Genomic DNA, 21,300 nt, shown 5'->3' with positions numbered 1-21,300 from the left:
ATGACCGATTTAATTGCACGTCCCCGCCGTCTGCGTAAGTCACCTGCACTGCGCGCTATGTTTGAAGAGACAACCCTGACCTTAAACGATCTGGTGTTGCCGATTTTTGTTGAAGAAGAGATCGATGACTACAAAGCCATCGAGGCCATGCCGGGCGTCATGCGCATTCCGGAGAAATATCTGGCGCGTGAGATCGAACGTATCGCCAACGCGGGGATCCGCTCGGTGATGACCTTCGGCATCTCCCATCATACCGACGCCACCGGCAGCGACGCGTGGAAGGAAGATGGCCTCGTCGCCCGCATGTCCCGCATCTGCAAAGAGACGGTGCCGGAAATGGTGGTGATGTCCGACACCTGTTTCTGTGAATATACCTCTCACGGCCACTGCGGCGTGCTGTGCGATCACGGCGTGGATAACGATGCCACCCTGCTGAACCTCGGCAAGCAGGCGGTCGTCGCGGCCGCTGCGGGTGCGGACTTCATCGCACCGTCTGCGGCGATGGACGGACAGGTTCAGGCGATTCGTCAGGCGCTGGACGCGGCCGGTTTCACCGACACCGCCATCATGTCCTACTCCACCAAATTTGCCTCCTCCTTCTACGGCCCGTTCCGTGAAGCAGCCGGCACGGCGCTGAAGGGCGATCGTAAAACCTATCAGATGAACCCGCTGAACCGCCGCGAAGCGATTCGTGAATCCCTGCTCGATGAAGCCCAGGGCGCAGACTGCCTGATGGTAAAACCGGCTGGCGCATACCTTGATATCCTGCGCGACATCCGCGAACGCACCGAGCTGCCGCTGGGCGCTTACCAGGTGAGCGGCGAGTACGCAATGATCAAGTTCGCCGCGCTGGCAGGGGCGATCGACGAAGAGAAAGTGATCCTTGAAAGCCTGGGCGCGATCAAACGCGCCGGCGCGGATCTGATCTTCAGCTACTTCGCCCTGGATCTGGCCGAGAAGAAAATTCTGCGTTAATCCGCTTTAGCGCCGGGTGGTGGCTTCGCCTTACCCGGCCTGCTCTCTGCTCAAATCTTCACCCAACTGCAATACAACCGACATCTGCGCCTTCTACTGTCTTCGCAAGACGGCAGGAGGAGTGACCATGTTTAGCCTCGATAGCGTTCTCGACGATCTTTGGCCTCAGGCGAGGCCCGCACCCTGGCAAAAAAGTCTGTTAAAAAGACTGTTCTACGAAGACGAGTTTCAGCAGTTTGCCGCCGCCCACCGCCACCTGAAAGGACTGGATATGGTGGAGCAGGTTCTGGAACACCTGGATATTCTCTGCACCGTTTCCGCCCGCGATCTCGAACAAATCCCCGAACATGGCCCGCTGGTCATCATTGCCAACCACCCGACGGGTACACTGGACGGTCTGGCGTTGCTGTACGCCGTCTCCCGCGTGCGGCGCGACGTTAAAGTCGTGACCAACCGGATGCTGACCCACCTTGAGCCCCTCAGCTCGCTGTTTATTCCGGTGGACAATATGGGCGGCAGGACGGCGAAGTCGTCGCTGGTGCAGATGGAACAGCACCTGCAAAACGCGGGCGTACTGATCTTCTTCCCGGCAGGCGAAGTTTCCCGCCCCACGCGCAAAGGCATTCGCGATAAGAAATGGCACTCTGGCTTTATCAAACTCGCCGGCAAGCTGCGCGTCCCGCTGCTGCCGGTGCATATTCAGGCGCACAACAGCCTGCTCTTTTACGCCAGCACGCTGGTCTCCCCGACGCTGTCGATGCTGCTGCTGATGCAGCAGATGTTCCGCCGCCGCCACAGCCAGCTGCCGATTAAAATCGGCCAGCAGATTGCGTGGCATCACTGGCACAGCGCCACCCTTTCGTCGCGTGAGATGGCCGAGCAGTGCCGTCAGCACGTGATGCGTCTTGGCAAGGGAGTGCCCGGCGTCTTTAAAACCCAGTGCGCGATTGCCCGTCCGGAAGACCGGGCCACTTTGAAGCGCGCGCTGGCGCAGGCCGAATCTCTGGGCAAAACCAGCGACGGGAAAACCATCTATCTTTGGCAGCGCAACGGTCAGGAAGACGCCCCGCTGCTGCGGGAGCTGGGCCGCCTGCGCGAGATTGCCTTTCGCGCGGTGGAGGAAGGGAGCGGCAAACGCCGGGACACCGACAGCTACGACGATGATTATCTGCACCTGATCCTGTGGGATGAGGAGGATCTGGAGATCGTCGGCGCGTATCGCTTTATGCCGACGGCCATGCAGATCGAAAAGCGCGGCGTTGAGGGGTTGTACAGCTATAGCCTGTTCCACTACGACGACAAAATGCAGGACGTGCTGGCACACGGCATTGAGCTGGGGCGCAGCTTTATTCAGCCGCGCTACTGGGGGCGCCGCGGCCTGGACTATTTATGGTCCGGCATTGGGGCGTATCTGGCGCGTTATCCGCACTACCGCTACCTGTTTGGCCCGGTCTCGATTTCCGGCGGCTTACCGCCTGCCGCGCGGGATCTGCTGGTGGCATTTTACCGCCTGTGGTTCCCGGCGACGCATCCGCTCGCCGCCTCGCGCCAGCCGTATCCCGCGTCCCTGCCGGACGTGCTGGCGCAGTTTGGCGGCGTGGATTACGTGGACGATCTGACGAAGCTGAAATCCCTGCTCGGCAATCTTGGCTGCGGCATTCCGCCGCTCTACAAGCAATATTCCGAGCTGTGCGAGCCCGGCGGCGTGCAGTTTATTGATTTTGGCAGCGACCCGGCGTTCAACAACTGCGTTGACGGCCTGGTGCTGGTGGATTTGTGTTACCTGAAGGCGAACCGCTATCAGCGGTATATTGAGGCGCACCTTTAAATGTGCGGTATTTTGTAGGCCGGGTAAGGCGTAGCCGCCACCCGGCAATTGTGCACCGTTTTCGCCGGGTGGCGCTGCGCTTACCCGGCCTACAGGTACTACAGGATCAGGGGCGGTAAAACGGCTTATCGCCCAAAATCGTCGCCCGCTGCATAATCCGGCGCTGCGGCAGATAGTCCGCATTGGCATAATGCTGCGTCACGCGGTTATCCCAGATCGCCAGATCGTTCTCCTGCCAGCGCCAGCGCACCTGGAACTCCGGTTTGGTGATATGCGCGAACAGGAAACCTAACAACGCCTCACTCTCTTTTTCCGTCACGTCCACAATGCGCGTCGTGAAACCTTCGTTCACAAACAGCGCCTGCTTGCCCGTGACCGGATGGGTGCGCACGACCGGGTGCAGCAGCGGAGGATGTTTCGCCACCGCCTCCTGCCAGCGCTGATGCTCCTCTTCCGTTTTACGGTACTTGTACTCCTGGAATGATTTTTTGAAGTCGTGCTCCGCCCGCAGCCCGCTCAGCAGCGTCCGGAACGGCGCGGAGAGCGCCTCATACGCCGCAATGCCGCTGGTCCACAGGGTATCGCCGCCGGTTTCTGGCAGCAGCTTCGCCGCCAGAATCGCCCCGGCGGGCGGCGTCTCGATAAAGGTCACATCGGTGTGCCAGTTATCGTTATCCGGCGGGTTATCGTTGTGGGTGTCGAGGACGATAATCTCCTCCACCCCTTCCGCATGCGGATAGACCGGGTGGATATGCAGATCGCCAAACCGCAGGGCCAGCGCGCGCTGCTGCTGCGGGGTGATCGCCTGTTCGCGCAGGAACACCACCTGATGACGCAGCACCGCGTGGTACAGCTGCTCGAACTGGTTATCGCTCAGCGGACGGGTCACATCCAGGCCCGACACCTGTGCGCCAATGTACGGCCCCAGCGGGGTAATGCTCAGACGTTCACTCATTGTATTTCTCCATGCCAGGGCGTCAGGCGGCGCTGTAACGCGCGCAGCCCCAGTTCTAATCCGAAGGCGATCGCGGCAATGACCGCAATCCCTGCCAGCACCACGTCAGTCGCCAGGAACTCACCCGCCGACTGCACCATAAACCCTAACCCTCGCGTGGCGGCAATCAGCTCAGCCGCCACCAGCGTGGACCAGCCCACGCCGAGGCCGATGCGCAGCCCGGTTAAAATCTCCGGCAGTGCGCCCGGTAAAATCACGAACAGCAGCACCTGCGTACGGCTGGCCCCCAGCGACTGCGCCGCGCGGATCCGCACCTGCTGGGCGCTCTTCACGCCCGCCAGCGCCGACATGGCCACCGGGGCGAAAATCGCCAGATAGATCAGCAGGATTTTTGACGTTTCACCGATGCCGAACCAGATCACCATCAGCGGCAGATAGGCCAGCGGCGGGACCGGGCGGTAAAGCTCAATCAGCGGGTCGAGGATGCCGCGCACCGTCGGGCTCAGCCCCATCGCAATCCCCACGGGAATGCCGATAATCACCGCCGCCAGCAGCGCCACCAGAATACGCGCCAGGCTGGCACCTAAGTGCTGCCAGAGCGTGGCATCCATAAAGCCCTGCGGGCCGGCGATGGTAATGAGTTTGGTCAGCACCTGTCCCGGCGGCGGCAGAAACAGCGGGCTGACCCACTGCAGGGCAGCAACTGCCCACCACACCGCCAGCAGCACCAGTAGCGTGCCGACGCTCAACGTGATTTGACGTGAGAAAGGCCAGCGCAGCGCCAGACGCGTGCGGCGCGTTTTTTCACTGAATACGATGCTCATGAGAAAGCCTCCCGTTGTTCAAACACGCGGCTTAAGACGTATTCACGCTGTTCGATAAACAGCGGGTCGGATTTGATGCTGCGCACGGGTTCTCCCGCGACGTAGCGGCGGGCAAAATCCAGCGGCAAACGCTCCAGCACGCGGCCCGGCCCGGGCGAGAGCAGCACCAGCTCGGTCGCCATAAACACCGCCTCTTCGATATCGTGGGTAATCAGCAGCACCTGCTTGCCCGTCTCATGCCAGAGGCGCAGCAGCAGGGTTTGCATCTGCTCGCGTGTGAAGGCATCCAGCGCCCCGAACGGCTCGTCCAGCAGCAACAGCTGCGGATTCGCGGCCAGCGCGCGGGCAATCCCGACACGCTGCCGTTGGCCGCCGGAAAGCTGCCAGATATAGCGTTTTTCCGCGCCTTCCAGCCCCACTTTTTTCAGCATCGCCCGCGCGGTTTCCAGCCGCTGTTCACGATGGATGCCCGCAAGCTGCAGCCCAAACGCCACGTTTTCCTGCACGTTGCGCCACGGGAGCAGGCCTTCATTCTGGAAGACCACGCCGCGCTCGGCGCCGGGGCCCTCCACCTTTTTGCCTTCCAGTTGAATGGTGCCATGCTGATAAGGGACAAACCCGGCGATGAGATTCAGCAGCGTGGTTTTTCCGCACCCGGACGGGCCCAGCACCACCAGCAGCTCACCGCTGTCCAGCGTCAGGTTGATGTCCTGTAAGGCGGGTTTACCACCGTAATCGGCAGACAGATTTGTAATATTCAGCATGGCGAACTCCTTATTTCACAAAACGATCGGTCACGTACTGGCTGTAATCCGCCGCTACTGCGGGCACTTTGCCCTGCTCCTTCAGGAAGGTGGCGGTATCCACAATCGCTTTGTTAACCGGCCCGGTCAGCTGCTGCACCTGCTGCGCGGGGGTCAGATAGGTATTGCCCTTCACCAGCCCCGGCACGTCCGCTTCCGGCACGCCGCTCAGGCGGGAGAGTTTTTCCAGGTTGGCGGGCTGCTTCAGCCATTCATCCGGGTTACTGATGTACGGCTGCTGGGCGTCAATCGCGCTTTTCGCGAAGGCTTTCACCACCTCAGGATGTTTCTCGGCGAAGTCTTTGCGCACGACCCACACGTCGAGGGTCGGCGCGCCCCACTGGCCCACTTTTTCGGAGTCGGTCAGCACGGTGCCGTCTTTTTCCAGCTCGTTCACCGCAGGCGCCCACACATAGGCCCCGTCAATGTCGCCGCGCTGCCAGGCCGCGATAATCGCCGGCGGCTGGAGGTTGATGATTTGAACCTGGCCCGGCTTGATGCCCCAGTGTTTGAGCGCCGCCAGCAGGCTGTAGTGGGTGGTGGAGATAAACGGCACGGCGATGCGTTTGCCGATCAGGTCTTCCGGTTTGGTGATGTTTTTCTTCACCACCAGCGCTTCAGAGTTACCGAGCTGCGAGGCGAGCAGGAACACCTCAATCGGCACCTGCTGGCTGGCCGCAACCGCCAGCGGGCTGGAACCGATATTGCCGATCTGCACGTCGCCGGAGGCTAACGCACGCACCACGGACGCGCCGCTGTCGAACTTGCGCCAGTCGACCTTCGCGCCGCTCTCTTTGGCAAAGGTGTTATCCGCCTGCGCGACTTTCGCCGGTTCCGCAGAAGTTTGATACGCGACGGTGACGTCCACCGCCTGCGCCTGAAATGCCCACAGCGCCAGCGCGCCGAGTAGTGTGATTCGCGATGAAATTGCCATAGTGCCTGCTCCCCTTGTTGTTATGAGGGCAGTATTTCCAACGCGGGAATTTTGATAAAGGAATAAAAATGAATCGCTCATAACGATTCGTTTTTAGATAAAAAATGGGAAAGGATAGTTGGTTTTGTGCGGTTGTTTTATGCCGGGTGGCGCTGCGCTTACCCGGCCTACACATTGTGCGATCCGTAGGCCGGGTAAGGCGCAGCCGCCACCCGGCAAAAAACTCAGCGCTTCGCGTTAAGCTCAGCAATATCCTTCGGCGTGGTGCGACAGCAGCCACCAATCAGCTTCGCTCCGGCGTCCAGCCACTGGGGCAGATACCCCGCCAGCGTCTCACACGCTTCGCCGTGGTGGTGCCAGGTTTTGGTCACCGCATCATAATGCTCGCCTGAGTTCGGGTAGACCACCAGCGGCAGCGACGTCAGGCTCTGCAGGTGCTTCAGCGCCGCCGTGGTATTTTCCAGCGCGATGCAGTTAATGCCCAGCGCGACGACATGCGGAGAGTCGGCCAGCACGCTGACCACGTCACGCAGCGGCGTGCCGTCGCTCAGGTGCTCGCTGTCCCGCAGGGTAAAGGAGAACCACGCCCGGGCGCGGGGATACCCGGCCAGAAGGGCCGCCAGCGCCTTAATCTCGGCAAAAGACGGCAGCGTTTCGCAGGCCAGCAGGTCAGCGCCCGCATCCAGCAGCGCTTCCACGCGCGGGCGGTGGAAGGCAGTAAACTCCTCAGCGCTGCGCACGTAGTCACCGCGATACTCTGAGCCATCCGCCAGATAGGCACCATACGGCCCAACGGAGCCCGCCACCAGCAGCGTGCCCGCATGCGGGTTTTCGGCCAGATACGCTTCACGCGCCTTTCGCGCCAGCTCCACGCTTCTGCCAATTAGCGTTCGGGACTGCGCCTCGTCCAGGCCGCGCGCCGCAAAGCCCGCAGGCGTGGCCTGGTAACTGGCGGTGATCGCCACCTGCGCGCCCGCGCGGTAGTAATCAAGGTGCACTTCACGGATAAGCTCCGGGTTTTCCATCAGCACTTTGGCAGACCAGAGGCTGTCTGCCAGGTTACAGCCGCGCGCTTCCAGCTCCGTCGCCATCGCGCCATCCAGCACCACAAACGGCTGCTTTTCAAGGAGGGCGGTAAGCGGATTATTCTGCGACATGTTCAGGCTCCTGCGATGTCATATTTCGGGTCAGGTAGTAGGCACCATAACACAGGGCGACAAACGGAATCCCGCAATAAAGGGCAATGCGCTGGCTTGGGTCAAACCACAGGCCGACGCAGGCCACTACGCAGAGGATAAAACCGAGCACCGGCACCAGCGGATACCACGGCGCACGGTACTGCAGCGCAGAGAGCGGCTGGCCGGACTGCAGATGGCGACGACGGAAGACGAAGTGCGACGCACAGATGCTGATCCAGACGGCTACCACCGCAAAGCCAGAAATCGCCGAGAGCGCGACAAATACCGTGTCCGGTGCCACGACGCTTGAGAAGAGCGCCAGCACGCCGCCGAGCATAGAAACCGAGAGCGCCGTCAGCGGCACGCCGTTTTTGTTCACGCGGGCAAAGCAGCGCGGGAGCGTTTTCTCGTTAGAGAGCGACCACAGCATGCGCCCGGAGGCGTACAGCCCGGAGTTCGCCGCCGAAAGGATCGCCGTCAGGATCACGAAGTTAAAAATATCCGCCGCGTAAGGAATACCGACCTTTTCAAACACCAGCACGAACGGGCTCTTTTCCACGCCCGCCTGCTGCATCGGGATCAGCGCCGCCAGCACAAACACGGTGCCGATAAAGAAGATGATCAGGCGCGCAATGGTGGTGCGGATCGCCACCGGGATGACCTTGTGAGGGTTTTCCGTTTCCCCTGCGGCGATACCGATGAGTTCGGTCCCGGAGAAGGCAAAGTTCACCGCCACCATGGTCATCAGGATCGGCAGGCCGCCGTGCGGGAACCAGCCCTCGGCGGTGATGTTGCTTAAGCCCGGCGCGGGGGAACCGTCCTGCATCGGGATAAAGCCAAAGACCGCCGCGCCGCCAAGAATAATAAAGGCGATGATGGTGATGACCTTCACCAGGGAGAACCAGAACTCACCTTCCGCAAAGAAGCGCGTGGAAATGACGTTCAGGCCAAAAATCACCACGCAGAAGACCACGCACCACGCCCAGACGGGCACCTGCGGGAACCAGTACTGCATGCAGAAGCCCGCGGCGGTAAAGCTCGAACCGAGCGCCACCGTCCAGGTGAGCCAGTAGAGCCACGCCACGGTGTAGCCCGTCGCCGGGCCAAGATAACGCGCGGCATAGACGTGGAACGCGCCGGTTTCCGGCATCGCCACGGAGAGTTCGCCCAGACACTGCATCACCAGCCAGACCACCAGCGCACCTATGAGGTACGCCAGCAGCGTGCCCGCCGCCCCGGTCGTGGAAATGATGTAGCCGGTATTGAAGAATAACCCTGTCCCAATCACGCCACCCAGCGAGAGCATGATCAGGTGGCGTGTTTTCATGGTGCGCTTAAGCTGCCCATTTTCTTGTTGTGTTTGCATATTACCTTCTATACGTATGGACATCTAAACATCCAAAGAAGGTGTGTTATACCGCGATTGTTAATAAAAAGCTAGATGACCAGACGCAAACGGGCGCGCCGCGCGCTGAGTCTGGGGTGGGTTGTGAGGATGACATAGAGAATCGGACGCCAGGCCATAAGCACCTCCGCAAGCAGATACTTACAGCATGGTGCGGGAAAAGGCGATCTTCGGTCAGTCGAAAGTGGTATCCGTAAAGCGCGAAGTCATACCGTAACACTGCCCGCAGGACGGGTAAGGCGCAGCCGCCACCCGGTGCAAGGTTGGTAATTCTCACAATCGGTTCTATAGTCGTCACAGTTTCTTAGTAACCAGGACTGACTGATGCGCTTTAACGGACTGACTAAAGGTTTCTTTATTTTCATTCTCGCCCTTGTGACCTGGGCCTTCTTCGACGTGCTGTCGCCCTACTTCTCCGCGATACTGTGGGCCGCCATTCTGACCGTTATCTTCAATCCGGTAAAAAACAAGCTTCGCGCCGCGCTGGGGGATCGCAACGGGCTGGCCTCGCTGTTGACCATCGGTATTATCTGCCTGATCGTCTTTATTCCGCTGATGGTGATCCTCTCCTCGCTCGCCATTGAGCTGAACGTGGTTTACACCAAACTGCAGGAGAACAATACCCAGTTCCCGGAAGTGGTGGCGAGCATCTTCAACCACCTGCCTGACTGGGCCAGCGGCTTCCTGGCGGATCACAACCTGACCAACGCGGCGCAGATCCAGAAAAAACTCTCCGACGTCGCGCTGCAGGGCGGACAGTATCTGGCGGGTAGCGCGTTCCTGATCGGCAAAGGCACCTTTGGCTTTGCGATTAGCTTCGGCATCATGCTGTATCTGCTGTTCTTCCTGCTGAAAGACGGCCCGTATCTGGTACGCCAGATCCTCGACTCCCTGCCCCTGTCCGATTTTGCCAAGCAGCATCTGTTCGCCAAATTCGTCGGCGTGTCACGCGCCACGGTAAAAGGGACGGCGGCGGTGGCCGTGGTTCAGGGCATCCTCGGCGGGATTGCCTTTGCCATTGCCGGTATCGACGGCAGCGTGCTCTGGGGCGCATTGATGGCCTTCCTCTCGCTGGTGCCCGCCATCGGCTCGGCGATTGTCTGGGTGCCCGCCGCTATCTTCCTGTTCGCCACGCACCAGATCTGGCAGGGGCTGTTTATTGTCGGCTTCTTCGTGATCGTCGTCGGGCTGGTGGATAACATCCTGCGCCCGCTGCTGGTGGGGAAAGACACCAAAATGCCGGACTATCTGATTCTGATCTCCACCCTCGGCGGCATGGAGCTGTACGGCATTAACGGCTTTGTGATTGGGCCGCTCATCGCCGCGCTGTTTATCGCCTGCTGGAACCTCTTCTCCGGACGCGATCACGAAGGTAACGCCGAAGAGCTGGACGCGGATTTCATCGAAGAAGGAAAAAATCCTCCAGATTTGTAAGGACGTGACGATAAAGACCACACCAGGCGGCGCCGTGCCGCCTTTTTTTTCGCCTTAAATCAGACGTTTTCTATAATTTGAAGAACGCCATCCTACTCATGTCGTAAAAGGATCATCTGGTGCGAATCGCGACGATAACAAACTGGGCCTATGGGGCCACGGTCTGCCTGACCATCGCCTCCGGCATCATCATGCTGATGGCGTCCAGTGCGGATACCCTCGAGCGTCAGGCCGTTGAACAACGGCAGAAATTTGATCAGCTGACGGAAGATATCGAAACCGATATCTGGGCGCAGTCTGATTTAGCGCGGCTGTACGCCATTAAAAAAGATCCTCAGGTGCTCAAGGAATATAACCAGGCAGAAAACAGCCTGAAGCGCATCGAGCTTCGGCTGGAAAAGCTGCAGGATAACGGCGCATCGGATGAAGAACTGGCCCTGCTGCATGAAGGAATAAAGATCGTCGATGAGCTGCAGGACGAGCAGCAAACCGCCCTCGAAAGCCTGGAACGCGGTGAAGACGCCCAGGCCGTAGCCTTGCTCTATGGTCAGCCCTATGAGCAGGAGCTTGAGCGCGCGCAGAATCAGCTCGATCACTTCCGCCAGATACTCGACAAGCGCGTCATCGCCGCCGTTCAGGAGGCGACAAAAAAATCGAAAGCGCTGCGTACCGCCTCTGAGCTGACGGTCGGCATGACCGCCCTGCTGTTCCTGTTTGTGCTCGGCTTTATATTAAAACGCCGCGTGCTGCGCCCCGTGGTCCGCCTGAGCGACGTGGTGCACCGCCTGGCATCCCAGGATTACGCGGTTGAAACGCCCAATTTCAACCAGATTGATGAGATAGGCGATATGGCTCAGGCCATCAGCATCTTCCGTGAAAACGGCCTGGCGCGGCAGCGTCTGGAAAAAGAGCGTGATGCCGACTGGGCCATCCGCGAGCTGCTGGCGCGCATGACCCAGCGGCTGCAGGGGTGTGAGAACTTTAACGATGTGATTAACGTGGCGGAGCTGTTTGCCCCCAATATCGCGCCGGGGATCGCGGGCCGCCTCTACGTCCTTGACCGCGAGCCGTGGCAGATGCGCTGCGTCGCGCAATGGCTTTCGCCGGTGGGTGAAGAGACGACGTTCCACCCGGACGAGTGCTGGGCCGTGCGTCGCGGGCAGAGTCACCCGCCGGTGAACGGCGAGCCGGATATTGCCTGCTACCATCTTCCGGCATCCCAGGCGGAAAGCGCGCTTTGCGTGCCGCTTATCGCTCAGGGCGAGGCCATTGGCCTGCTCTCCTTCCAGAATATTACAGCGGACAATGCCCCTTCCCGCGCGTATCTGGAGCTGATGGCCGAGGCGCTCGGGCTGGCGTTGGCCAACCAGCGTCTGCGCGACGCGTTGCTGGAAAAAGCGTTGTTTGACCTGCTCACCGGCCTGCGTAACCGTCATCATCTGGAAGATACCCTGCAAACCCAAACGGCACAGGCGATACGCACTGGCGTACCGTTAAGCTGCATGATGATTGATATCGACCACTTCAAGAGCATTAACGATCGCTTCGGCCATGAAGCGGGCGATCTGGTGATCAAAAGCGTGGCGTCAATTGTTCAGCGCGCCGCACATGACAGCGGGCTGGCATTCCGCTACGGGGGCGAGGAGTTTCTGGTGCTGCTTTCCGGTGCCGATGAAGCAGAAGCGTACGCCTGCGCGCAGAAGATTTACACCGGCGTGCATGAGCTGTCGCTTCGCTACGGGCTGACCGAGATTGGGCCGGTGGACGTGTCGATTGGCATTGCCAGCTACCCACAACATGCCCAGACCGACAATCTGCTGCGCGCCGCGGATGTGGCGCTATACCGGGCAAAAGAGCTGGGACGGGCGCGGATTGTGAGTTTTGGGATGCTGGAGGCGGGCTGAGGCTGATTCTCGCGCCCTGACTTTCCCCCGGTTCAGGCGCGCGTGATAGCCCAGAGCACGACAATCCCCAGGGCATTGCTACGCTTTTCCACATACAGGGTGGTATCGGAATAAACGTTACCCTGCGGGTTACAGATGCGGATCTCCTTCTTTAATTCCGGCTCGTAGACTTCCGCACCCGAGCAGCTGTGGCGGGTACTGGACTCATACCGGTAAGGTTTGCTCCAGGCCGAATAGTCCCCCTCCAGCAGCCAGGCCGTTGTAAAGACCGCGAACATGGCAACCGGCAGGCTGCAAATAAAGAAGCCGAGGTAGATTTTTACCGCGTCAGCAAGGCGCTTACCTTTCAGTCTCCCCTTTCTGATGAAATAGACCATCGGCACCAGCGCCAGCAGCAACGCCCCACAGGCAAGGTACTGCTCCCCGCGGATCGAAAGGTATGTCACGCGGTAAATGTTGACTGACCAGACCACAAAAGCCGATATCAGTGCTATCCCGCCCGCGATGAGAGGGATCCAAAAGGAAAAACGCGCTTTTTTCATGGTGGACTCGTCCTTGTCATTCTTGTCGGGTCAGAAGGCCAATCATTGCCCGGGTGGCTGCTGACTGGCGTCGGTGCGGGGCAAACAGCACGGAGAAAGGTCGCGATCGTCCCCGAAGGTGCGGCAGCACCTCAACTAACTGACCGCGCTCTATTCTGTCGCGAACGATAAATTCATAGCTCTGGCAGATCCCCATCCCCTGCTCCGCCAGCGAAACCACGCCGAGTACATCGTCTGATATTTCGATAGTTGAACCCGGCATCCAGTCAATATCGCGCCCTTCGTCATGAAATACCCAGGGGGCGATACGCCCGGTGCGCGGCATGATGAACGGCAGGCACTGATGGCGCTGCAGCTCTTCCAGCGTCTGAGGCTTTCCTCTCCGATGCAGGTAGTCCGGAGAGGCGACCAGAAGCAATGCCGCGTCTTCCAGCTTACGCGCCACAAGTCCACTGTCAGGCAACTGTCCCAGACGGATCGCCAGATCAAACCCCTCTGCGATCAGGTCAACATTGCGATTAGTAATGTTCAGCTCCACCTGTACGCGTGGGTAGCGTTGATTATAGTGCGCCAGCAGCGGCGGCAGGCGGTAGTGGGCATAGGTGGTCGGGACACTCATTCTCACGCGACCGGTCAGATCGCCCTCCTGACCCCGGCCAACGCGTTCGGCGTCATCAAGCAGAGAGAACGCAGAACGCGCCTGCTCAAGATAGACGCGTCCGGCTTCAGTCAGCCCCACCCGGCGGGTCGTGCGCTGTAACAGTTGCCGTCCAAGACGCGCTTCCAGACGGGTGACCGCGCGGCTCAGTACCGAAGGGGTGGTTGAAAGGGCAACCGCTGCGCCCGTAAATGAGCCGTGCTCAACCACAGCAATGAAGACTTCAACGTCGCCGAGGTAATCGAATTTCCGGCTCATTTTGCTCTCTCAGGAACAAATGTTTTTCAATTTGGCTAATTTATCTCCCGTTGAGCGATGAGTAAAGTGGCCAGCATTCATCACCTGAACGTTCCACTGCAGCCTGTCAATGTTCAACCGTCCCCATATTCTGCCCGCCATCGCAATGGCGGCGTTGTTCGCTTTCCCAAGTCTTGTCAACGCGGCGAACCACCCGCCTCTGGAGCGCTGGCGAAGCTACGCCGGTGTGAGCTGGGATACCGCTCAAGACGGAAAGATTCCTGCGACATTTTCCGGTTCGGTCAATGCCCCTATTGCGGGCATCCACTTTGATGCAATGGACCGGGCCTTTGTCAGCACGCCCCGGCTGATTTCCGCCACAGCACCCGCCACGTTAAGCATTCTGGATACGACGGCGCAGTCTGGCCCTGCCCGCCTGACGGCGTTTCCCTCCCGCGAGGGGAATGCGGTGAACACCGATCCCGCTCAGAGCCTGCGCAACGTGCTCGGTTTTTATATTGACCGTAAAAACGGCTGGCTATGGGCGCTGGACATGGGGTTTGTTGCAGGCGAAACAGAGTCCCCCGCGGGGGCGCAGAAACTGGTCGTACTGGATCTCCACTCTGGCCGCACCATCAAACGTATCGCCCTGGACGGCGTAGCGGACCGCAAGGCCAGCTTTCTTAATGATGTGGTGGTCGATGAGAACCGCCGTGTCGCCTATATCTCCGACAGCGGCTCGCGGAGTGCGCCTGAAAACCAGGTGGGACTAATTATCGTCGATTTCGCTACCGGTACGGCCCGGCGCGTGCTCGATCGTCACCCTGCGCTGCAGATTGAGCCAGGCGTTAACGTCGTCTCGCACGGGACTGAAGTCTGGCCTGGTAAACCATTACTGATTGGTATCAATGGCATTGCGCTTTCACCCGATGCGGGCACGCTGTACTGGACAGTGACAACCGGCACGCACGCCTATGCGGTACCGACCGCGATACTGAGGCAGCCTGCGTCAACCAATGCGCAAATTGCCGGGCAGATCCGCGATCTGGGTCGCGTGGGGGGCAACACCGACGGAATGGTGACAGATGTAAAAGGTAACCTCTACATTACCGATGTCACACGCAATGGTATCGTCAGATACGATCCTGAAACCCATTCCATGTCGCTGATTGCGACAAGCGAAGAGGCGCGCTGGCCAGACACGCCGGCAATCCGCCCGAACGGAGACCTGGTATTTACCTCGAGTCGCCTCAATGACCACTTCGCGGGAACCGTTAAACCGGGAGAAGAACGCTATGATTTGTGGCGCTTGCGTCTCGATGCTTTACAAAAATAAGGGCAAGTAAACCAGGAGACCTGCATATATGGGCTCATAATTTCACACGTTCTTATTTCCTTAAAGGCTGAACGTGATGTCTTCCCCCTGCTCAGAAAGAAGTGGTTAACATTGCGCTCCTGGAAATTCCGTGAGGCGCGTTTTACTTCGCGCTTCACCGAAGTAACGCACGTTTGCACAACGTAGACTGGGTCTCCTTTAATCAGAGGATGATAAAATGAAAACCCAGCAGGTCGATTTTGCTTCTTTATATTTTGGTACACCGGTCGCCATTATCTCCAGCCAAAATCCTGACGGTTCAACCAACCTGAGCCCGGTTTCATCATGGTGGATCCTTGACCGGAATATCGTGTTCGGGCTTGGCACCTCCGGAAAATGTTATGAAAATATCACGGGTAACCCCGATATTGTTCTGAACATACCGGACAGCAGGCTCTGGCAGAATATTGAAGCTATCGCAAATAAAACGGGAAAAGCATCGCCACCGGAATGGAAGAAAAAGAGGGGATATGTTTTTGAACAGGACAAATTTAGCTGCGGGAATTTCCATAAGGAAAAAGCGGTGACGATTAACTCGTGGAGAATTAAAGAGTGTCCTGTACAAATAGAGGCTCAGGTTTGCGGGATATCGCCCCTGACCGGTTCGCAGGGGAACCTGGTGTCCGTTGATGCCACGATAACCTGCGTCCACATATCTGAGGCTTTATTAATTCGTACTCAGCGAGGGGTGAAATTTAACGTGGAGAAATGGAACCCCCTCTATTATCTATTTCGCCACTATTTCTCGCTGGGTCACCGACTCGGTCACAACTTCCGACACGATGAGTAACCCGGACTTTTTGACAGCGGAAAGGTTTAAACTTTTCGTGATATTCTTTCTTTACGCCCCTTAGTTCCTATACTCGAGCCATATTCGCCACTGTATTAACGCCTGCCACGCGCAATACGTTGCGCATGACAGGTGAAGATATTTTGTTCTGGAAAAACGTCTATGTCGAAACTGGATTTGAGGTCCAAAAAAACCTGGGGCGCGCTGGCAGCGATCGCCGTTGTCGCCGGTACGCTGGCATCTGCTTTTGCATGGACGGCGGGCTGGCTTGGGTCACGCACGGTCAGCCAGGCACTGGTGGGTGAAACACCGAAACCCTTCCCGCCGGGTTTTCGTCACGCGCATGGAAAAGGCATCTGCTTTGCCGGCACCTTTACGCCAAACGGCTCGGCGGATTCCCTTTCAACCTCCCGCCTCTTCTCGCAGCAGGAAGTGCCCGTGGTGGGCCGATTCTCTATTGGTACTGGCGATCCGCATGCCCCGGATAGTACGACCAAAACCCTGAGCATGGCGCTACTGCTAAAGACAGATGACAGGCAACAATGGCGAATGGCGATGAACAACGAGCCTTTCTTCGCCACGCACAGCCCGGAAGGTTTTCTGGCCTTGCGAAAAGCCACTGCTGTTGATGCAGACACCGGAAAACCGGATCCGCAGCGTCTCAAAGACTTTTTAAAAGCGTACCCGGAGGCGGAGAAATACCTTAAATGGGCGGCACAAAAACCCGCTCCCGGCAGCTTCGCGAGCGCGACGTTTTACAGCATTAACGCCTTTTACCTTGTGAACGCGCAGGGGGAACGTCAAGCCGTTCGCTGGATGATGCGTCCGCACGAGCCTTTCCTGTCGATAAGCGATGAGCAACGGCAGAAAGCCGATGACAACTTCCTGTTCGAAAACCTGCGTCAGCGCCTGGCGCAGAAGCCACTCTACTGGGATTACGTTTTGCAGCTCGCACAGCCGGGCGATCCGGTGGATGACCCTTCCCAGCCATGGCCGGACGATCGCAAAAAGAGGGTGGCCGGTACGCTGGAAGTGACGCGCGTCGAAGCACAATCCACAGGCGCGTGCCGCGACGTTAACTTTGACCCTTCTGTTGTTCCTGCAGGCGTTGCGGTGTCTGACGATCCCATCTTAAACGCCCGCTCCGCTGCCTACTCCCACTCTTTCAGCCGTCATGAGCGGGAAATTGGCTACGGCAAAGCCACCGAAGCCGTGCAAAAGCAGGAGGTAAAATGAGCTCAAATAAAGATAGGCGAGAGCACGCGCCGCAGCATTTCAATACCCTGGCGCGGAGCCTGCACTGGCTGATGGCGGTGATGATCCTGTCCATGCTGTTCATCGGTGCCGCGATGATGACGTCGTTACATCACCGGATTTGGTTAATCGATCTGCACCGGCCGCTGGGTATCGCCATTTTACTGCTGGCACTGGTTCGTCTGGTCAACCGACTTCTGAGCCGGACGCCCCCACTTCCTGCCGATTTGCCCGTCTGGCAGGCGCTTGCCGCAAAGGCATCACACTGGATGCTGTATGGGTTAATGCTGGCAATGCCGCTGCTGGGCTGGGCGCAGCTGTCGGCAGCGGGCCTGCCGATTGTCATGTTTGATGGCGTCAACCTGCCGGCAATTGTCCCGACCAGTCCGGCACTCTTTGCCTGGTGTCACGACGCCCATAGCCTTCTGGCAAAATTGCTTTTTGCCGTGGTGCTGGTCCATCTTTCTGCCGCACTGGTTCACGCGTGGATCTACCGGGACGCAGTGTTTGCCAGCATAGCGAAAGGGGCAAGTCGGCGTAAGCCATCCGGGAGGACCTGAAGTAAGGCAAGTGGTAGGGGACACGCACAGTCGGAATGTTCGTGTCCTCGCTTGTCATCATCCTGAAACAACGGACACTACCGGAGCAGGTATTTGTTCTCCAGATTCGCGCGTCAATACGCCACGAACACCCCACAATTGTCTTAAAAGATAATATCCCTCAATTAAAGCGATTATTTTTTAATCAACAGAGCATTTATGCCGGCAATTTTAGCTTTTATCAAAAAGTTAAGCGTCGCTTGAGTATCAAACACTCTGTTACCCACACCACCTAACTCGTTGATTTAATTGAAATCACATCAATAAAAACGATAAAACCCCTGACTTCCCAACAAAATATATCAACTCGCGTGATATCTAAATTATAATTCTTATACTTCTGTTAAAAGGTGGAGGTCAAAATGCGATTAACCCTACTGCTGTTATGCTGTCTGGTACAGAGTGTAACCTGGGCTGGCGACCTGCCAAAACCAGTTGGTAAACCCATTTTAACGATTTCCGGTAATATAGAAAATACCAATGAAAATGGAAAAGCAGTGTTTGATCTCGCCAGCCTTGAAAAACTGGGTGTCGTGAGTTTCGAGACAACCTCCCCCTGGTATAACGGTCGTACGAAGTTTGAGGGTGTCCCAATGAGCAAGCTCATGGATTATGTGGGTGCAAAAGGTACGAACGTGAATGTTATTGCGCTCAATGATTACTCAACCATCATCCCTCTCAGCGACTTTAAAAAATACAACGCCATCCTTGCCTTAAAGGTCAATGGCGAATATATGCGCATCCGCGATAAAGGCCCATCGTTCATTGTATACCCCTATGACAGTCTTCCTGAGTTGAATAATCAGATTTATTACTCACGATCAGCATGGCAGGTAAGCAAAATGAAGATTGAGTAGTCGTTCAGGAGAACATAATGAACAGGATACTGGTTGGTATCATTTTTTCTCTTTTTATCACGACAGGATATATTGCATACCTTGTTTATGATCGTCAGCAAGAATTGCAAAAACTGACTCAATACACTGAGTCCTGGTCCGTGGCACAACTGGTATCAGAGTATTACCGTTTTGAATCATGGCTTGGTCTATACGCAACCGATACCGATGACGTTACGATAGACCAGGTCCGCATGCGCCTCGAAATTATGCTCAGTCAGGGCGATTTAATGAAGGGGGGCGATTTAGGTCGCTACATTGACAGCGATAAAACGCATCAGGAACTCGCTTTACGCTTAGAAAACATACTGGCCTATCTGGATAGCCATCTTGAAAATATGAGCCACCCGGAGTTAAAAGCATACCTGACAAATATGCATGAACTTGATGCACCGCTAAGCCAGCTTTCTGCCACGGCATTAACAAAAGATATTAACACAGTTAACGAATCCAATAAGAAAATACAGATACTGTATTATATCTACTCGGCACTTTCATTGCTCCTGGTGATTTTAAGCTTTATTCTCGGCTTCTTAATGATCTACCAGAATAAAAACATCCTGAAAGCTCATATGCAGGTTAAAAGCCTGGCTGACGAACTTCAAATTTCAAAAGAAAAGCTGCAAATTCAGAACTCGAAGCTGGAGTATGATGTTTATCATGACTCCCTCACCGGCATGAAAAACCGCCTTTTCTTCTGGGACGATCTCAACAAAATTAATCTTCAGGCAGATAAAAACCACGTCCCCGTCACGGTGATGTTATTTGATTTAGACCGTTTCAAAGAGGTCAACGATACCTATGGCCACGATACGGGAGATTTGCTGTTGAATCAGGTCTCCCGACGGCTGACCTCGATGAGCAGCGCAACGGATACGTTTTACCGTTTGGGCGGCGATGAATTCGCCCTTCTCTCCAGCGGACTCACGGAAACCGCCGCCGTTTCGCGCGCCAAAGAAATCAGCGATCATATCAGCCAGCCCTATACGATTAATAACCAGCTGATAAAAATTGCCACCTGCGTGGGCATCGTTTTATCTGATAATGAACGACGCTCTGATTATCTATACAAATTTGCCGATCTGGCCCTTTACGAAGCGAAAAAAGAAGGTTCGCAGCAGATCAAAGTCTTCCGTCAGTGGATGCTGCAAAGACTGCAGGAAAGCAGAACCCTTGAACATGATATGGCTATGGCGATCGATCACAATGAATTCGTTGTCTATTACCAGCCTATTGTCGATTCATTCAGCAATGAAATTTACGGCTATGAAGCGCTTATTCGCTGGATACACCCGGTAAAAGGGATACTCGCGCCAGATTATTTTATTTCCGTCGCTGAAAAAACGGGGATGATCAATGAGATCGGCAAGTCGGTGCTTGAGATGGCCTGCCGGGAAGCAGTTTCCTGGGCGGTGCCGGCCAGGATCTCGGTGAACGTCTCCCCCGTTCAGCTAGGCACAAAATCGTTTACCACGATGGTGCAGTCCATCCTGAAAGAGACAGGGCTACCGGCCAGCCGACTTGAGCTAGAGGTAACAGAGTCTTCGCTCTTCAGTGACAGCAACATGCCGATCACTATTCTCAAAAAGCTCCGGGCACTGGGTGTCAAAATTTCCATCGATGATTTCGGAACGGGATATTCCTCGCTCTCACGACTGAGTGAACTGAATTTTGATAAAATTAAAATAGATAAATCTTTTGTGAATCCGATATCCACGCAGGATGATGCCCTTAATATCGTTAAATTGATTACCGGCATGGCGAAGAGCCTCAACATGCGGGTCATTGCAGAGGGTGTTGAAACCGAAGCGCAGCTTGAACGGCTTCAGGCGCTTGGCTGCGATCTCGTGCAGGGATACCTGTTCGGAAAGCCACAGGCTGAGATTGACAGGAAGATTAGATACGGTTGAAATGGTTGTCCGGTTGTTTCTGGCCCAAAATCACGTAGACGGTTGATAATCAAAGGTTAAACAATGAAAAAAACAGCCCCGGAGTATACGCCTGTTGATTTATCTCGTTGGCCAAGGAAGGAGCATTTTGAAGTCTTCCAGTCATTCGCTGAATGCACAATTAACCAAACCGTTCTGATCGACATTACCGCGCTGCGAAAACATATCAAAGCGGTGGGCTGGAAGTTTTACCCGACGATCATTTTTCTCCTGTCTAACATCATGAACCGGCATCCTGAGTTCCGCATGGCCATGAAGGACAATGAGCTTGTCATATGGAATGAAGTTCATCCCAGCTACACCATTTTCCACCCCGAAACGGAGACCTTTTCGTCACTGTGGAGCCACTATGACGGCAATATTCATCACTTCCAGAATACGTATGCAGAAGATACGGCCCGCTATGGAAATAGCCTTTCTTACTGGCCTAAGGAAGAGTCCCGGGAAAATGTCTTCTTCGTCTCGTCTATTCCGTGGGTAACGTTTACCAACTTTAATATGAACATTGCGCACATGAAGAACTTCTTTTCGCCTATGTTCACGTTTGGGAAATACTACGAGCAGGATGGAAAAGTGCTGCTGCCGCTCGCGGTGCAGGTCCATCATTCGGTGTGCGATGGCTTCCATGTGGCAAGGATGTTTAATGAGTTGCAGGAGATGTGTGATGGTTTGTCGGAGCTGTCAGAGGGATTAAATGGCTGATACGCCAGAAATGATGGAAACTTCCTTTATAGGGAGTGAGCAGTGAATTACTCACTTT

The 21,300-nt window shown here is 56.4% G+C and carries 19 protein-coding genes; 11 read left to right on the top strand and 8 right to left on the bottom strand.

Annotation, left to right across the window (positions count from 1 at the left end; all coding sequences use genetic code 11):
- Entirely contained in the window at positions 1–975 is a 975-nt protein-coding gene (hemB, locus tag ACOTXI_RS12975; RefSeq protein WP_021241687.1) for a porphobilinogen synthase, read from the top strand.
- Between the two features lie 127 nt (positions 976–1,102).
- Positions 1,103–2,803 carry a lysophospholipid acyltransferase family protein gene (locus ACOTXI_RS12970; RefSeq protein WP_049121525.1) on the top strand — a complete coding sequence of 567 codons (1,701 nt, stop codon included), beginning with the start codon at positions 1,103–1,105 and terminating at the stop codon, positions 2,801–2,803.
- Between the two features lie 106 nt (positions 2,804–2,909).
- Here the strand turns inward: ACOTXI_RS12970 and tauD are convergent, their stop codons facing one another.
- The 6 genes from tauD to mmuP all read right to left on the bottom strand — a co-directional run bounded on the left by tauD (position 2,910) and on the right by mmuP (position 8,863).
- The gene (tauD, locus tag ACOTXI_RS12965) at positions 2,910–3,758 is read right to left on the bottom strand and encodes a taurine dioxygenase (RefSeq protein WP_058655094.1); all 849 of its coding nucleotides are present in this window, start codon (positions 3,756–3,758) and stop codon (positions 2,910–2,912) included.
- Positions 3,755–4,582 carry a taurine ABC transporter permease TauC gene (gene tauC / locus ACOTXI_RS12960; protein ID WP_008503401.1) on the bottom strand — a complete coding sequence of 276 codons (828 nt, stop codon included), beginning with the start codon at positions 4,580–4,582 and terminating at the stop codon, positions 3,755–3,757. The genes tauD and tauC overlap by 4 nt, the downstream gene beginning before the upstream one ends.
- A complete protein-coding gene (gene tauB / locus ACOTXI_RS12955; protein ID WP_023343464.1) occupies positions 4,579–5,346 on the bottom strand; it encodes a taurine ABC transporter ATP-binding subunit in 768 nt (255 codons plus the stop codon). Before tauB ends, tauC begins: the two co-directional genes overlap by 4 nt.
- A gap of 10 nt (positions 5,347–5,356) precedes the next feature.
- The gene (gene tauA / locus ACOTXI_RS12950; RefSeq protein ID WP_023293188.1) at positions 5,357–6,319 is read right to left on the bottom strand and encodes a taurine ABC transporter substrate-binding protein; all 963 of its coding nucleotides are present in this window, start codon (positions 6,317–6,319) and stop codon (positions 5,357–5,359) included.
- A gap of 224 nt (positions 6,320–6,543) precedes the next feature.
- Positions 6,544–7,476: a homocysteine S-methyltransferase gene (gene mmuM / locus ACOTXI_RS12945; RefSeq protein WP_058655095.1), complete on the bottom strand. Its 933-nt coding sequence runs from the start codon at positions 7,474–7,476 to the stop codon at positions 6,544–6,546.
- A complete protein-coding gene (mmuP, locus tag ACOTXI_RS12940) occupies positions 7,463–8,863 on the bottom strand; it encodes an S-methylmethionine permease (RefSeq protein WP_008503244.1) in 1,401 nt (466 codons plus the stop codon). Before mmuP ends, mmuM begins: the two co-directional genes overlap by 14 nt.
- A gap of 363 nt (positions 8,864–9,226) precedes the next feature.
- Between mmuP and ACOTXI_RS12935 the strand changes: the two genes are divergently transcribed.
- Both ACOTXI_RS12935 and ACOTXI_RS12930 read left to right on the top strand, forming a co-directional pair.
- On the top strand, positions 9,227–10,336 hold the full coding sequence (locus ACOTXI_RS12935; RefSeq protein ID WP_008503245.1) for an AI-2E family transporter: 1,110 nt from the start codon (positions 9,227–9,229) through the stop codon (positions 10,334–10,336).
- A 119-nt stretch (positions 10,337–10,455) separates the two neighbouring features.
- Positions 10,456–12,240 (top strand): diguanylate cyclase, encoded by a 1,785-nt coding sequence (locus ACOTXI_RS12930; RefSeq protein WP_421633928.1) that lies wholly within the window; start codon positions 10,456–10,458, stop codon positions 12,238–12,240.
- 32 nt (positions 12,241–12,272) lie between these two features.
- Here ACOTXI_RS12930 and ACOTXI_RS12925 read toward each other — a convergent pair whose 3' ends face one another.
- Together ACOTXI_RS12925 and ACOTXI_RS12920 are read right to left on the bottom strand one after the other, a co-directional pair.
- The gene (locus ACOTXI_RS12925) at positions 12,273–12,782 is read right to left on the bottom strand and encodes a hypothetical protein (protein WP_008503248.1); all 510 of its coding nucleotides are present in this window, start codon (positions 12,780–12,782) and stop codon (positions 12,273–12,275) included.
- Between the two features lie 16 nt (positions 12,783–12,798).
- Positions 12,799–13,698, bottom strand: coding sequence for a LysR family transcriptional regulator (locus tag ACOTXI_RS12920; RefSeq protein ID WP_008503249.1), 900 nt, complete (start codon positions 13,696–13,698; stop codon positions 12,799–12,801).
- 109 nt (positions 13,699–13,807) lie between these two features.
- Between ACOTXI_RS12920 and ACOTXI_RS12915 the strand changes: the two genes are divergently transcribed.
- The 7 genes from ACOTXI_RS12915 to catA all read left to right on the top strand — a co-directional run bounded on the left by ACOTXI_RS12915 (position 13,808) and on the right by catA (position 21,242).
- On the top strand, positions 13,808–15,013 hold the full coding sequence (locus ACOTXI_RS12915; protein WP_058655096.1) for an L-dopachrome tautomerase-related protein: 1,206 nt from the start codon (positions 13,808–13,810) through the stop codon (positions 15,011–15,013).
- Between the two features lie 217 nt (positions 15,014–15,230).
- The gene (locus ACOTXI_RS12910; RefSeq protein ID WP_008503252.1) at positions 15,231–15,842 is read left to right on the top strand and encodes a flavin reductase family protein; all 612 of its coding nucleotides are present in this window, start codon (positions 15,231–15,233) and stop codon (positions 15,840–15,842) included.
- Positions 15,843–16,004: 162 nt separating this feature from the next.
- Positions 16,005–17,078: a catalase family peroxidase gene (locus tag ACOTXI_RS12905; protein WP_058655097.1), complete on the top strand. Its 1,074-nt coding sequence runs from the start codon at positions 16,005–16,007 to the stop codon at positions 17,076–17,078.
- A complete protein-coding gene (locus tag ACOTXI_RS12900) occupies positions 17,075–17,656 on the top strand; it encodes a cytochrome b (protein WP_008503254.1) in 582 nt (193 codons plus the stop codon). The genes ACOTXI_RS12905 and ACOTXI_RS12900 overlap by 4 nt, the downstream gene beginning before the upstream one ends.
- Before the next feature lie 401 nt (positions 17,657–18,057).
- Positions 18,058–18,552, top strand: coding sequence for a molybdopterin-dependent oxidoreductase (locus tag ACOTXI_RS12895; RefSeq protein ID WP_008503255.1), 495 nt, complete (start codon positions 18,058–18,060; stop codon positions 18,550–18,552).
- Positions 18,553–18,569: 17 nt separating this feature from the next.
- Positions 18,570–20,501: a putative bifunctional diguanylate cyclase/phosphodiesterase gene (locus ACOTXI_RS12890; RefSeq protein WP_008503256.1), complete on the top strand. Its 1,932-nt coding sequence runs from the start codon at positions 18,570–18,572 to the stop codon at positions 20,499–20,501.
- Positions 20,502–20,564: 63 nt separating this feature from the next.
- Positions 20,565–21,242, top strand: a complete 678-nt coding sequence (gene catA, locus ACOTXI_RS12885) for a type A chloramphenicol O-acetyltransferase (RefSeq protein ID WP_008503257.1) — start codon at positions 20,565–20,567, stop codon at positions 21,240–21,242.
- Positions 21,243–21,300 lie beyond the last annotated feature (58 nt).

It is taken from the genome of Enterobacter cloacae complex sp. BZL2005 (assembly GCF_049238885.1).
In the GTDB taxonomy this organism is placed as follows: Bacteria; Pseudomonadota; Gammaproteobacteria; order Enterobacterales; family Enterobacteriaceae; genus Enterobacter; species Enterobacter roggenkampii.
The sequence above is the reverse complement of the archived record's forward strand: the minus strand, read 5'-3'. Positions and strand labels throughout refer to the sequence as shown.

Excerpts from the sequence above, each read along its gene's own strand:
- hemB (WP_021241687.1), top strand. The coding sequence starts at position 1 with ATGACCGATTTAATTGCACGTCCCCGCCGTCTGCGTAAGTCACCTGCA.
- ACOTXI_RS12970 (WP_049121525.1), top strand. The coding sequence starts at position 1,103 with ATGTTTAGCCTCGATAGCGTTCTCGACGATCTTTGGCCTCAGGCGAGG.
- tauD (WP_058655094.1), bottom strand. The coding sequence starts at position 3,758 with ATGAGTGAACGTCTGAGCATTACCCCGCTGGGGCCGTACATTGGCGCA.
- tauC (WP_008503401.1), bottom strand. The coding sequence starts at position 4,582 with ATGAGCATCGTATTCAGTGAAAAAACGCGCCGCACGCGTCTGGCGCTG.
- tauB (WP_023343464.1), bottom strand. The coding sequence starts at position 5,346 with ATGCTGAATATTACAAATCTGTCTGCCGATTACGGTGGTAAACCCGCC.
- tauA (WP_023293188.1), bottom strand. The coding sequence starts at position 6,319 with ATGGCAATTTCATCGCGAATCACACTACTCGGCGCGCTGGCGCTGTGG.
- mmuM (WP_058655095.1), bottom strand. The coding sequence starts at position 7,476 with ATGTCGCAGAATAATCCGCTTACCGCCCTCCTTGAAAAGCAGCCGTTT.
- mmuP (WP_008503244.1), bottom strand. The coding sequence starts at position 8,863 with ATGCAAACACAACAAGAAAATGGGCAGCTTAAGCGCACCATGAAAACA.
- ACOTXI_RS12935 (WP_008503245.1), top strand. The coding sequence starts at position 9,227 with ATGCGCTTTAACGGACTGACTAAAGGTTTCTTTATTTTCATTCTCGCC.
- ACOTXI_RS12925 (WP_008503248.1), bottom strand. The coding sequence starts at position 12,782 with ATGAAAAAAGCGCGTTTTTCCTTTTGGATCCCTCTCATCGCGGGCGGG.
- ACOTXI_RS12920 (WP_008503249.1), bottom strand. The coding sequence starts at position 13,698 with ATGAGCCGGAAATTCGATTACCTCGGCGACGTTGAAGTCTTCATTGCT.
- ACOTXI_RS12915 (WP_058655096.1), top strand. The coding sequence starts at position 13,808 with ATGTTCAACCGTCCCCATATTCTGCCCGCCATCGCAATGGCGGCGTTG.
- ACOTXI_RS12910 (WP_008503252.1), top strand. The coding sequence starts at position 15,231 with ATGAAAACCCAGCAGGTCGATTTTGCTTCTTTATATTTTGGTACACCG.
- ACOTXI_RS12905 (WP_058655097.1), top strand. The coding sequence starts at position 16,005 with ATGTCGAAACTGGATTTGAGGTCCAAAAAAACCTGGGGCGCGCTGGCA.
- ACOTXI_RS12900 (WP_008503254.1), top strand. The coding sequence starts at position 17,075 with ATGAGCTCAAATAAAGATAGGCGAGAGCACGCGCCGCAGCATTTCAAT.
- ACOTXI_RS12895 (WP_008503255.1), top strand. The coding sequence starts at position 18,058 with ATGCGATTAACCCTACTGCTGTTATGCTGTCTGGTACAGAGTGTAACC.
- ACOTXI_RS12890 (WP_008503256.1), top strand. The coding sequence starts at position 18,570 with ATGAACAGGATACTGGTTGGTATCATTTTTTCTCTTTTTATCACGACA.
- catA (WP_008503257.1), top strand. The coding sequence starts at position 20,565 with ATGAAAAAAACAGCCCCGGAGTATACGCCTGTTGATTTATCTCGTTGG.